10 protein-coding genes and 1 pseudogene are annotated in these 12,660 nt (G+C 63.1%); 7 read left to right on the forward strand and 4 right to left on the reverse strand.

From position 1 onward, the window contains the following. Window positions 1–60 precede the first annotated feature (60 nt). From ACQKEN_RS20635 to ACQKEN_RS20645, 3 genes are read left to right on the forward strand one after another with little or no spacing between them, the layout of a single operon-like run. Complete coding sequence (locus ACQKEN_RS20635; RefSeq protein ID WP_427688345.1) at window positions 61–1,425, forward strand: CitMHS family transporter; 1,365 nt, start codon at window positions 61–63, stop codon at window positions 1,423–1,425. Beyond that, on the forward strand, window positions 1,426–2,790 hold the full coding sequence (locus ACQKEN_RS20640; RefSeq protein ID WP_427688315.1) for an acyclic terpene utilization AtuA family protein: 1,365 nt from the start codon (window positions 1,426–1,428) through the stop codon (window positions 2,788–2,790). It abuts the gene before it with no gap. Continuing rightward, window positions 2,787–3,104, forward strand: coding sequence for an AtuA-related protein (locus tag ACQKEN_RS20645; protein ID WP_427688317.1), 318 nt, complete (start codon window positions 2,787–2,789; stop codon window positions 3,102–3,104). Before ACQKEN_RS20640 ends, ACQKEN_RS20645 begins: the two co-directional genes overlap by 4 nt. A 588-nt stretch (window positions 3,105–3,692) precedes the next feature. On the opposite strand, the gene ACQKEN_RS20650 is transcribed toward ACQKEN_RS20645, so the two are convergent. From ACQKEN_RS20650 to ACQKEN_RS20665, 4 genes are all read right to left on the reverse strand, one after another. After that, window positions 3,693–4,358: a DUF3142 domain-containing protein gene (locus tag ACQKEN_RS20650; RefSeq protein WP_427688347.1), complete on the reverse strand. Its 666-nt coding sequence runs from the start codon at window positions 4,356–4,358 to the stop codon at window positions 3,693–3,695. Between the two features lie 62 nt (window positions 4,359–4,420). After that, window positions 4,421–6,586 carry an outer membrane assembly lipoprotein YfiO gene (locus ACQKEN_RS20655; protein ID WP_427688319.1) on the reverse strand — a complete coding sequence of 722 codons (2,166 nt, stop codon included), beginning with the start codon at window positions 6,584–6,586 and terminating at the stop codon, window positions 4,421–4,423. Window positions 6,587–7,243: 657 nt separating this feature from the next. Further along, complete coding sequence (locus ACQKEN_RS20660) at window positions 7,244–8,584, reverse strand: ATP-binding protein (RefSeq protein WP_427688321.1); 1,341 nt, start codon at window positions 8,582–8,584, stop codon at window positions 7,244–7,246. Then, the gene (locus ACQKEN_RS20665) at window positions 8,581–9,321 is read right to left on the reverse strand and encodes a response regulator (protein ID WP_427688323.1); all 741 of its coding nucleotides are present in this window, start codon (window positions 9,319–9,321) and stop codon (window positions 8,581–8,583) included. The genes ACQKEN_RS20660 and ACQKEN_RS20665 overlap by 4 nt, the downstream gene beginning before the upstream one ends. Before the next feature lie 305 nt (window positions 9,322–9,626). Here ACQKEN_RS20665 and ACQKEN_RS20670 point away from each other — a divergent pair, with 305 nt between their 5' ends. From ACQKEN_RS20670 to ACQKEN_RS20685, 4 genes and pseudogenes are all read left to right on the forward strand, one after another. Beyond that, window positions 9,627–9,890, forward strand: a complete 264-nt coding sequence (locus tag ACQKEN_RS20670) for a DUF2790 domain-containing protein (RefSeq protein ID WP_427688325.1) — start codon at window positions 9,627–9,629, stop codon at window positions 9,888–9,890. A 78-nt stretch (window positions 9,891–9,968) separates the two neighbouring features. Then, complete coding sequence (locus ACQKEN_RS20675; protein WP_427688327.1) at window positions 9,969–10,223, forward strand: hypothetical protein; 255 nt, start codon at window positions 9,969–9,971, stop codon at window positions 10,221–10,223. A gap of 18 nt (window positions 10,224–10,241) precedes the next feature. After that, window positions 10,242–10,322, forward strand: a pseudogene (locus tag ACQKEN_RS20680) (hypothetical protein); the annotation flags it as partial. A gap of 40 nt (window positions 10,323–10,362) precedes the next feature. After that, window positions 10,363–12,312, forward strand: a complete 1,950-nt coding sequence (locus ACQKEN_RS20685) for an AAA family ATPase (RefSeq protein WP_427688329.1) — start codon at window positions 10,363–10,365, stop codon at window positions 12,310–12,312. Window positions 12,313–12,660: the final 348 nt, after the last annotated feature.

Genomic DNA, 12,660 nt, shown 5'->3' on the forward strand with positions numbered 1-12,660 from the left:
TTCCGAACGCAGGGCGCCGAACATTTCAATTTACAAAGCTTACCCCCGTTTCGATACTCGCTGAAAACAACAACAGCTCGTCCCGCCGCACGCCGGTCAGGGACGACGAAGGATCAAACCATGCTCGCCACCCTCGGTGTCATTACCATCCTCTGCCTGCTCGCTGCCGTCATGAGCAAGCGCCTCTCGCCCTTGGTCGCCCTGATCGCCTTGCCCATCATCGCTGCGCTGATCGGCGGATTCGGTCTGCAAACCAGCGGCTTCATCATCACCGGTATCAAGAACGTCGCCCCGGTGGTCGGCATGTTCGTGTTCGCCATTCTGTTCTTCGGGGTGATGACCGACGCCGGCATGCTCGACCCGATCATCGACCGCATCCTGCGCACCGTGGGCACGCGTCCTACGCGGATTGTCGTCGGCACCGCGCTGCTGGCGTTGCTGGTGCACCTCGACGGTTCCGGCGCGGTGACCTTTCTGGTGACGATCCCGGCGATGCTGCCGCTGTACACACGGCTGGGCATCGACCGGCGGATTCTGGCCTGCGTCGCGGCGATGGCGGCGGGGGTGAATTTCCTGCCGTGGACCGGGCCGGTGCTGCGCTCGTCTGCGGCGCTGCACGTGCCGGTGTCCGAGCTGTTTCAGCCGCTGATTCCGGTGCAGATCGTCGGCCTGGCGTTTGTCTTCTTCTGCGCCTGGATGCTCGGGCGGCGCGAGGAAAAGCGCCTGGGGCTGGGCCGTTTTCAGACCACGGCCGAGCACATCGATGTGGTGCCGCAGCGCACGCTGACCGAGCAGGAAGCGGTGCTGCGCCGGCCGCGCCTGTTCTGGCTCAACCTGCTGCTGACCCTCGCAGTCATGGGGATCATGATCTCCGGCTGGGTCGATCCGGTGGTGATGTTCATGGTCGGCACGGTGCTGGCGCTGTGCATCAATTACCCCAACGTCGACGCCCAGCGCGCGCGCATCGATGCCCACGCCAAGACCGCCCTGACCATGGCCAGCATTCTTCTGGCGGCCGGGGTGTTCACCGGCATCATGCAGGGCACCGGCATGCTCAAGGCCATGGCCGAAGTGGCGGTGGCGCAGATCCCGGCCGGTCACGGCAAATTGATTCCGATGGTGGTGGGCTTCGTGTCGATGCCCCTGAGCCTGCTGTTCGATCCCGATTCCTTCTATTTCGGCGTGATGCCGGTGATCGCTGAAGTCGGCCGCTCTCTGGGCGTCGATCCGCTGCAAGTGGCACAGGCGTCACTGCTGGGCGTGCACACCACCGGCTTCCCGGTCAGCCCGCTGACGCCGGCGACCTTTCTGCTGGTCGGGCTGTGCAAGGTCGAGCTGGCCGACCACCAGCGCTTCACCATTCCGTTTCTGTTTGCCGCATCGGTGCTGATGACCCTGACCGCACTGCTGCTGGGAGTGTTTTAAATGAAGACCTTACGTATCGGCTCTGGCGCCGGTTATTCCGGTGACCGTATCGAGCCTGCAGTGGAACTGGCCGAGAAGGGCGACCTTGATTACCTGGTTTTCGAATGCCTGGCCGAACGCACCATTGCCTTGGCGCAACAGGCGCGGCTTAGCGATCCCGAAGCCGGTTTCGACCCGCTGCTGAGCGAGCGCATGCGTCGCGTGCTGCCCTTCGTGGGGCTTGGGCGAGAAGCGGGGCAGCGTCGGCTGCGGCTGATCAGCAACATGGGCGCGGCCAACCCCTTGGCGGCGGCGCGGGAAGTGCGGCGCATCGCGGTCGAGCTGGGTTTGCACGGGCTGACGGTCGCCGCGGTGACGGGGGATGACGCGCTTGCTGTTCTCAAGGCGAGTCCTGAGCAGATGCTGGATAACGGCGCGACGATTGCTTCGTTGGGTGATCGCTTGATCTCGGCGAATGCTTACCTGGGCGCCGAGGGAATTGTCGAGGCGCTGAAGGCCGATGCCGATGTGGTGATTACCGGCCGGGTTGCCGACCCTTCGTTGTTTCTCGCGCCGCAGCTTTTTGCGTTTGGCTGGGCAGAAGACGACTGGACGCGGCTGGGACGCGGCACGTTGATCGGCCATCTTCTGGAATGTGCCGGGCAGATTACCGGCGGCTACTTTGCAGATCCGGGCGTTAAAGAGGTGCCGAATCTGGCGCGGCTCGGGTTTCCGCTGGCTGAAGTCGATGCCGAGGGCAGGGCGGTGATCAGCAAGGTCGCCAGCTCCGGCGGGCGGATCGACACGGCCACCTGCACCGAGCAGATGATGTATGAAGTGCACGACCCGGCGGCGTACCTGACCCCGGACGTGACGGCGGATTTTTCTGGCGTGTCGTTCCATCCACTCGCCACTAACGAAGTGCGGGCCGAGGGGGCGGATGGCCGCGCTCGACCCGAGACGCTCAAGATCTCGGTGGGATATCTCGACGGCTGGATCGGCGAAGGGCAGATTTCCTACGGCGGCCCCGGTGCACTGGCCCGCGCGCAACTGGCGCGGGACGTGGTGCTGGAACGTTTGCAGCTGACCTGTGTGGTCTTCGATGACGTGCGCGCCGAGCTGATCGGCGTGGACGCGTTGCACGGTATGGCACTGGGTTCGCGGGCAGCGGCCGAGCCGTGGGAAGTGCGCCTGCGGGTCGCCGCTCGCTGCGCTGACAAGGCCGAAGCCGTGCGCATCGGCAATGAAGTGGAAACCCTCTACACCAACGGACCCTATGGCGGCGGCGGCGCGACCAAGGGCGTGCGCCAGGTGGTGGCGGTGGCGTCGCTGCTGATGCCGCGGGATGCCATCAAGGCGCAGGTTCATCTGGAGGACGCATCGTGAGCACCGTGAAATTGCGCGAACTGGCCCATTCCCGGACCGGCGACAAGGGCGACACCTCGAATATTTCGGTGATCGCCTTCAATCCCGAAGACTACCCACGATTGCTGCAGGCGCTGACGGCCGAGCGGGTGGCTGCGCATTTCGCCGAGCTGCTGGGGGACGATGCCTCGCAGGTGCTTCGGTATGAACTGCCGAAGGTGCACGCGCTGAATTTTGTGTTGCCGGGGATTTTGAAGGGTGGGGTTACACGGTCACTGGCGCTGGACGCCCACGGCAAGGCGCTGGGTGCGGCGTTGCTGGATATTGAGGTTTAAGGCAGATGGTTTTACGGTGCGGCGACCAACGCCTTCCCGGCTGAAGCCGGTCCCACAGGGTGCGCGGTGTGCCAATGGTGCCGGCGCGAACCGCAATTTTTGCAGGACCGGCTTTAGCCGGGAAGAGGCCATTGATCACGGCGCATTGGCGGCATGGCCCCATGGTCAATGAATGGCGCTCGACGCAATATCTCGGTTGGATGAAATCCACCTGTAGGAGCGCGCTTGCCCGCGAAAGCGGTGTGTCAGGCAATCGATTCGTCACAGGCTGAACGCTTTCGCGGGCAAGCGCGCTCCTACAGTGGAGTGTGGCAACGCACACAATCGTCGGCTCATACAAAAACCCGTAGGAGCCGGCTTGCTGGCGAAAGCGTTGGATCTGAAACGACGTGTCTACCGACATACCGCTTTCGCGAGCAAGCTCCAACAGGTCTTGCGTCCAACGCAAATTTCCGGTGTACCCCGATCAACTGTAGGAGCGCGCTTGCCCGCGAAGGCGGTGTGTCAGGCGTGCGATTCGTGACAGGCAGAACGCTTTCGCGGGCAAGCGCGCTCCTGCAGGGATTTGCGTTATGACGCGGATTTTAGTTACTGCTGATTCAGCAAAAACACCACATAGCCCCGAAACCACGGGCTGTCCTGCAGATACCCGGGCGGCTGCCATTCGCCGCCCTGCACCAAGCCAATTTTGAACGGCAGCCCCATCCGGCTGATGCGCGGCAGGTAGGCGGCGTAGTCGGGGATGCTGTGGCGGCCCTGGTAGGTCTGCACCACCACTTCATCGACCACGCCCTTTAACTCGCCGATCGACTGGGAATCCGCATTGCTGCTCCAGTCCATCAGCCCGGTAATGCTCAGTTTCAACTCAGGCGGCAGGCGCTGGCGCAGGTCCTTGAGAAGCGCCGCGTAGTCCTGCAGATAACGGGTGCGCGCATCGAAGTCGATCTGCACGCCGGCGACCGCCGTGCCCGTATCCCGCCAGCGTTGCACTTGGCCCAACAGCTGTTTGTAGACCGGCTCCGGCCAACGCAGGGTGTGGGCGCGGTAGACGATCCACACCTCCTGCTGGGGCAGATGCGTCACGCTCATGCCTTGAGCAATCAGCGCCGGCGTGTGCCGATCACGACGGGTCGCGCTGATCTGGCCTTGCAGCACGTACAGCGTCTGAGCCCGATCCAGCACCGGCTGCGTCGCCACACCGCTCCACAACCAGAAGGCATCGTGTTCGCCAGCGTCCACCGCCGCCCACGCCATGCCGCTGCTCAAGCCTGTGATGAACAAGCTGGCAAGCACCTGCCAGCGAAGCCGCTTCCTAATCACCAGTAATACTGCAGCGACTTGCCCCAACTGGTGGTGCCATACGTGGTTTTCAGTTGTTTGAACCAGCCCTTGCGCACGGCCGGTGCAACGTCCTTGCCGCCGCAACTGTTATAGCCAGACGGCGCGTAGCAGTTGATCGCCCGGAACAGCGCGTAAGCCTTGTCGTCACGGGCCGCCTTGCTGTCGGCGATCACCGTCTGGTAGCCGTTCAGGCGCGAGAACACCTCGCCCTTGAAGCCGGGTTCGCTGCTGCCCAACTCACCCGCGTCGGGCTTTCTGTCCAGCGGCATGCCGTCCAAGCCGTTGCGCAGGATGAACTCACCCAGGCAATTCAACCCTTTGGCGTCCTTGGCATTGACCTGCAACGCGGCGGCGATCTCGCCGATGCTCGGGCAGGCGTAGCCCGACTCGGCCTTGGCGCCGTTCCAGCGGAACAACTGCAGCGTCTGCCCGGCGTCATAGACATAACCCAGGCTGGTGCCAAGCTTTGTGCCGGCAGGCTGATCCGGCAGGGCTTTCACGTCATCGGCGAACGTGGCGTACTGGCTGTGGAGCAGTTCTTTGTAGAGCAGGACGAACTGCGCGGTGGCTTTCTCGACGTCGCTGATGCCCTGACCGATCTGCTGGCGAAGCAGCGCCGCGTCGGCCACCTTGCCCAGCAGAATCAGCCGCACTTGTGCGGACGTGATCGGCGAATCGCTGGCGAAGACTTTGGCCAGTTGCCCACTGCGCTCATAGTTCATCGCCAGCGCCAGCTCCAGCTGTTCGCGCTGCAAGGGTTGCTGTGCCAGAGGCAGCAGTTTCAGCCACAGTGCTTGGGCGGCAGGTACATCGTTGCTCGCTTCCAGGGCCAGGCCGCGCAGGGTCTGCTGGCTGAAAGCGAGGTAATCCAGTTTTTCGGGGACGTCGTTCGGCAGACGTTTCAGTGCTTCGGCCGGTTTCTTGTCGACGTAGAACGCAAAAGCCGCCTGCAAGTAATCGAACATCGCCGGTTGATCCGCGAACAGGGCTTTTTGCCCGTCGAGCTGTTCGCGGGTCAGCCGGTTTGGCAGGTCCGGGCGCATGATCATCAGGTCATGGGTCGCCGTCATCAACGGCGATGACGTGGCGTCGGTCAGGGCGGTCAGCAGCTTGTTGTCGGCTTCCTGAATCAAGGATTCCGGCGAGGCAGACGCGCGGGCGTCGCTGGCTTGCGTCAGTTGCCAGGTGTAATCGGCCGCCAGTTTGTCGGTGTCTCCTGCCAGCCAGTGGACCCGTCGCAGCAATCCGCTGGCGGAGCGGCTATAGCGGCCATCGGGGTAAGCGCTGAGGTAATGCTCGATGGCTTGACCGACGCCGGCATAAGCGGCGCGATCGTGGTCTTCCTTCAGGCTGCCGTATTCGTCGAACGCGTCCTGTTGCGCGGCATTGAGCCGGGTGCGGGCGACCATGTAGAGCGCCGTTTCCTTGAGCCACGGCTGGGGGCTGTCGGCGAGGGTGTTGAACCCGTTCTCCGCGTCGCTGAAGCGCCCGCTGTAAAAATCCGATGCCGCACGAAGGTAGGTGACGAAAGCTTTGGCCTCGGGCGACTGAACATCGGTCGGCAACAGGCTGGCCTGTTTGTCCGCCTCCCAGGTGCACGCGTCCAGCAGTTGCAGGCGGGCGCGGGCCAGGGATTGGCGCTCGGTGGCGGACAGCCCTTCGGTGTCGAGCAACTGGCCGATGAAATCAGCGGCGCTCTCGTCGCGGTTACTGCGGCAGCGGCTGCCTTCGCCCTGCAGGAAGGCCTGGCCGGCGGTGTCGGTGCTGTCGCGGCTGAGGCTGAGTTTGCCCAGCAGGTCGGCCATGGCGGCGGCACCTGATTCCTCGCTTTCGTCGCCCTCGATCTCTTCGTTGGCCAACCTGAACGCCGCAAACGGCACCGGGCCATAGCCCTCGGCCAGCTCTTGCTCGGTCAGCGCGTTGGGCTTGAGCGTCAGCGCCTTGCGATCGGCCAGCAGCAGACGCAGGTTGACCCGGCTGTCGTTGCCGGGGGTGAGGAAGGGCAGGTTGTTGCAGACGTCCAGCGAATCGCGCAACAGCGACCAGGTGGGGTAGCAGGAATCGTCACTGCTGGCCTGGGCCTGGCCGCCCATCGTCGCGCCAATGATCAAAGCAAGAGGAGTCAGGGAGCGGATACGCATGAACAGTCCTTGATTTCGCTACGTAGGAGGAGGGCGAATGATACAGGGTGTTTCGCGGGGCGTTTGAAGATCAAGATCAAGATCAAGATCCTTAAGATCAAGAGCGTCTGCCGGGGGGCAGACTGTTTCGCCTTCGGCGACTTACTTTTGAAAAGCACCAAAAGTAAGCAAAAGTGCCTGCTCCTGGTTAGGCCCTTCCTTCGTCAGGGTTCCTTCACTCCGGTCCCGCTCCGTGGGCCCGCCGCCATCCGCCATCCATGGCGGGGGACGGCTCTCGCGGCATCCATGCCGCTCGGCCCACTCCGCGAGACCTGCGTTCAGCCTGCACCCAAGTCGCGATTGGCGGTGTCTGGACCTTTTGTGTTTGAAGATCAAGATCAAGAGCAGATCAACGGCTTCCCGGCTGAAGCCGGTCCCACTGACTGCGGGCATTGCTTCTGTGCTGATCGTTCCCACGCTCCGCGTGGTAATGCCGCCCCGGACGCTCGGCGTCCAGTCCCGGCTCAAGCCGGTCCCACTGACTGCACGCGTCGCCTTTAGTGGGACCGGCTTTAGCCGGGAAGGCGTCAGGCGTCACACTGCAGAATGTTCGGTGCTCACACCGGCGTCTTCCCGGCTGAAGCCGGTCCCACGAGGGATGATCCTCGTCACCACCCCTTAGAGATCCGTGATCTTCACTGAGCCCGTTGTTATCCGCGCAGGCAGTTTCAATTGCGCGCACAACCCACCCCCTTCGCGGTTGGTGAGCGTCAAGGTGCCGCCCAGTGCAATCGTCAATTGTTGCGCAATCGCCAGGCCCAGCCCGGTGCCGCCGGTGTCGCGGTTGCGCGAGCTTTCGACGCGGTAGAAGGGTTTGATCACTTCGGACAATTCTGCTTCGGCAATTCCCGGTCCGCGGTCCAGCACGTGCAGCGACAGGCTCTGGTCGGCATGGGTGACCACTTGAATCTCTGCCGCTCCACCGAACTTCAACGCGTTGTCAGTCAGGTTCACCAGCACCCGGCGCAGGGCGTGGGGGCGGGTGTCGATGACGGCGCCGGTCTTGCCGTTCAGCTGCACGTCGCGGCCGACGTCTTGATAGTCGAACACCAGGCTGTCGAGGAATGAATCCATGTCCACGCGCCGCGCGGTCTCGGTCGAGGTGTCCATGCTGCGCGCATACGCGACGCCTTCCTGGACCAGGTGCTGCATCTCGCTCAGGTCGCTCCACAGCTTGTCTTTCTCGATGCCGTCGTCCATGAACTCGGCGCGCAGTTTCATGCGGGTGATCGGGGTTTGCAGGTCGTGGGAGATCGCCGCCAGCAGTTGCATGCGCTCTTTCACGTAGGTCGAAATCCGTTGCTGCATGGTGTTGAACGCCACGGCGGCGAAGGCCACTTCGGTCGGGCCGCTTTCATCCAGGCGAATGCCTTCGCCGTTCGGGTCGAGGTTGTCGACCGCTTGGGACAGCCGGGTCAGCGGACGAATCGCTGTGCGCACCGCCAGCCAGGTGCAGACAAACAGCAGCACCAGTTGGCCGATCAGCAAGACCGGCAGCCACGGCGACAGCGGCGTGATGCGCGGACGCATATCAATCGTCAGCGGGCTGCCGTCCTTCAGCGTCAAATGGGCCTGATAGTGCGGGCGGCTGTCGGGGATGGTGTTGAAGGTCAGTGCGTAATCACGGCCGAGGCTTTCCTGCATCGAGTGCACAGACATCGGCGCTTTACTCATGTCCATCGGCGTGCCCGTGTCACCGGTGCCGAGGATGTAGCGGCAGTTGGAGCGCTCGAATCGTGGCAGCCAGGCTTCGCGTTCGTTGGCCGGCAAGCGTTCGAAGACGGCCACGGCAGTGCTCAGGTCCTGCTCAAGGTTGCCCAGCATCAGCGTCATCGCGCTTTGGTAACGCTCATAGAATTGCAGGCCAAACGACAGCCCGTGGGCCAGCACCAGGCTGATCAGAAAAATCAGCGAAAGCCGTGACGCCAGGGTGCGCGGCCATCCGAAGCTCAGCTTCATGGGTTGTCCCCGAGGATTTCCACGGCGTAGGTGAACACGTAACCCTCGTTGCGCACGGTCTTGATGTAGGCCGGGTCGCGGGCGTCGTCGGCCAGGCGCTGACGCAGGCGGCTGACCAGCAAGTCGATGGAGCGGTCAAACAGATCGGCGTCGCGGCCCTGGGTCAGGTTCAGCAGTTGATCGCGACTCAACACCCGCTGCGGGTGATCGAGGAAGGTGCGCAGCAGGCGGTATTCCGCGCCGCTGAGGGTGACCACCGTGCCCTGGGCGTCGAGCAAATGGCGGGCGGTGGTGTCCAGCTTCCATTTGCCGAAGGCCAGCAAACGACCGGCTTCGGTGACGATCAGGTTTGGCGGCAGCATACGGGTGCGGCGCAGCACGGCGTTGATCCGCGCCAGCAGTTCCCGGGCGGCGAAGGGTTTCACCAGATAATCGTCGGCGCCCATTTCCAGGCCGATGATGCGATCGGTTTCGTCGCTGCGGGCGGTGAGCATCAGCACGGGCGTGGTCTTGTGCTTGCCGGTGCGCAGCTCGCGGCACAGCTGCAGGCCGTCGTCGCCCGGCATCATGATGTCGAGCACGATCAGGTCGACGGGGGTCGATTCCAGAAACGAACGCATCTGCCTGCCATCCGCCACCACGGTGGTGCGCAGGCCGTTCTTCTTCAGGTAGTTGCCCACCAGCTCTCGAATCTCGCGATCGTCATCGACAATCAGAATGTGATCGACGTGCTCCATTGCCGCAGCTCCCGTATTCATGTGTGTGTGGCGCATCTTAACCAGTCGCGCGTGACTTGCCTGCCGGGGTTTGTATTCCACTGTATCTGGCGCTGCCGGGCATACATGGGCATGCAAAAGGCGGGTTTATCGGCGCGAATGTATCGCTGTGTATCTGCAGCGGGCTCTGACACGTAAGGATGATTTTCCGGCGGTTCGCGACACAAGCGAGATACCTGCGGGGCGTTCAATGGGACCCATCGAGACGACAGACACTCACCGCCTCGAACCCCAACCGAACGACCCATTGAATACCGGAGAACATCATGAACTGGAAGAACCTCAGCATCGCCACCCTGTTTGCCGCCCTGAGCCTCGGCGCGCTGACTGCCCAGGCCCAACCCGTTGCTCAAGGGCACACTTACATGTACGGCGATCATCTGGACATCGCCAAGGCCCTGTCCACCGAAGTCGATTCAACCCCGACCTGCGGCGTGGTCAATGCCCACCTGCGCTACCTCGATTCTCAAGGCCAGCAACAGACCCTGAACTACCAGACCGTTGCCCAGAACTGCCCGCAGGACAACTGAGTCCAGGCTCGGTCTGGTGACGTGTCACCGGCCGCCCGGCTCGCTTGTTACCGTTGAAGATTACGTGAGGATCACACCATGACACCGATCAAGACCACCCTGTCCGCCGTTGCTTTCGCACTCGCGGGTTTCGCCGTGCACGCCAACGCAGCCGTGCAGCACACCGGCGCTGACGACAGCGCCTGCTTCCAGCTTGCGCCGAAAGTCGCCGAAAATGGCTCCGACAAAACGCCGCTGGTGATGTGGATCGAAAGCCGTGGGCAGATGGTCGCCGAAGGCGGCTCCGAACACACCCGCGCCGGCATGGCCGGAGATCGGCAGAGCCGGGTCTGAGGGAGAGGGTAGACGGCGGTCTCTTGGACCGTCCATGGTAACGGCGACACGCAAGTGGGCGGTGATCGGGCGGCAGGAGTAAGCTGTGCTCCTTTTTGACTGCCCGCGCCCACGCGCCGAACAGGACCCTTCGCCCGCAATGAGATCACCCGCTGCCTTCGCGCCACCGCCGTCACTGTTTCTGCCCCTGACCGAAGAGGTGTGCAAAGGCCTGGCCGCCGGCGAATCGCTGGACGATTTCCTGAGTGAGGCGGGCCGGCCGCAACTCGCTGCACTGATGCTGCTGCTCAATCTCCACGCACTGGTCGCGCAAAACACAGCCGTCGAACAGCTCGAACGCATGCTCGATGATGTCCTGCGCGCGGCCGCTTCCGTTGAACAAGCCGGCGGCCGATTTGCCGATCTGGTGCGCGGCAGGTTCACCGCCGACCATCTGGCCGCAGGACTCTCGGTGCTTGAAATTGCCGGCGTCAGCCTGCTCGAAGACGCTGACATCGAGCAGCAGGATTACCTCGACGGGGAAGGGCAGTGGGACTTCGGTTTCGGCCTGCGTCACCGCGTCAAACTGGAGCCACTGACCCGCGAGCTGGTGATGCCGTCCGGCGACGTGCTGCACCTGAGCGATCAGCAGAGCCGGATCTTCGACGAGTTCAAGGTCTGCAACGAAGAGTCGTTCCATCTGCAGGCCTATGCCGGGGTGGGCAAGACGTACCTGCTGGCGAAGTTTTTCGAGGTTCTGGTCCCGGAAAAGACACTGCTCATGGCGACGTTTCCGGGGCAAGTGGCTGCGCTTCAGGCGCGGGTGCGTCAGGCCAACCCCGACGCGCGGATCAACGCGTGCACCTTCGGTCACATGGCCAACCTGCTGCTTAACCGCGATCTCACGGCGCGCGGCTGGCGCAACACCGACATTCAGCGCACCGGCGCCAGCTCACTGGTCGATGACCGGCAAGTGGCGCAGTGGCTGAACCTGCAAGCGGTGGGCAAACTGCAGCCGCGGGACGTGGCGCGGGTCTGCCGCAGCACCGTGCACAGTTTCAGCCTGTCGCCGCTGGCGAATATCGAGGCGCGGCATTTGCCGTCACTGGGGCATGCAGCGAGTCAGGCGGACATCGCCCTGCTGCTGGAATACAGCCGTTTGCTCTGGCGCGAGACGGTCAGGCCGTCGGCGCCGCAGATTCGTCTGCCGATCCGCAACAGCCACCGGATCAAGTTTCTGGCGCTGACCAGTGAAGTGATCCCCGAGAACTACAGCCATATCATCATCGACGAAAGCCATGAACTGACGGCGCCGATGGTGCAGATCCTCGACCGCAGTCCCCAGGCGGTCATCACGCTGGGCGACGAATTCCAGCAGCTCAGCGGCAAGACCCCGCGCCATGGCGGCTTCATTCGCCAGCGCTTCATGACCCAGTCGATCCGCGCCGGCAAGCAAATGGCCGATGTGCTCAACCCGATGATTCAGTTGCACCCCAGCGATATAAAAGAAGGCTTTGTCGGCCGCGCGCCTCATCCGACGCGGATCATCGGCCACGGCGTCATGCCGATTCCGGAAAAACCCACGACGATTCTGGTCGCCAACGAATGGGGCCTGTTTGCCTGGTTCAAGCGCCTGACCGAAGCGGGCGCGCGCTTTCAAATGCCGCCGCGCACCCTTGAAAACCTCACCCTGTTCGTCAAAGGCCTGGACCTGCTCTACCGCGAAGACCTGCGGCCGCAACACCGGCTGATCTTCCGCTACGCCTATTGGGACGCGCTGGCCTCGGCCATGGGCGGCAGCCATGAATTCAAGGCGATGCATGAGTGGCTCGGCCAGGGCAACCGGTTGCAGGACTTCGTCGACACCACCCAGCGGTTCTGCAACGACCCCGCCGCCATCCTCAAGCTGGCAAAAGTCGAAGACGTGAAGAACCAGGAATTCGACTCGGTGCTGCTCTCCCGCGACCTCATGCGCCCCCCGCGTGCAGGCTCGACGCATTCACTGGCCAGCGTCTGCTCGCTGCTCTACACCGCCAGCTCCCGCGCCCGGCACGAACTGCTGCTGCCGGGGAACATGAATGACTGGTTGCAGGATTTGGGGCGTAAGTAAACCGCGTTTCGTCAGTGCAGGCAGGGCCGTCCGGGAAAACGTATTCGCGGGCAAGCGCGCTCCTACAATGGACTTCCGCACCCCGCACAACTGGCGTCGTGTGCAAGACCTGTAGGAGCGCGCTTGCCCGCGAAGAGGTCGGCACATTCAACATCGTGATCGACTGACACGCTGCATTCGCCAGCAAGCCGGCTCCTACGGAATCCTGTTCACCGCAGAGGATGGGTATTGTCGAAAATTGTAGGAGCCGGCTTGAACTGGTCAAGTAATTCTGGACACCCGTTTAGGTTTTCAAGCAGCCGCTCCCTCTGCAGCCACAGGCGACCTGTAGCCGTTGTAGCTGTGGGG

Source organism: Pseudomonas sp. NPDC078416, assembly GCF_050268485.1.
In the GTDB taxonomy this organism is placed as follows: Bacteria; Pseudomonadota; Gammaproteobacteria; order Pseudomonadales; family Pseudomonadaceae; genus Aquipseudomonas.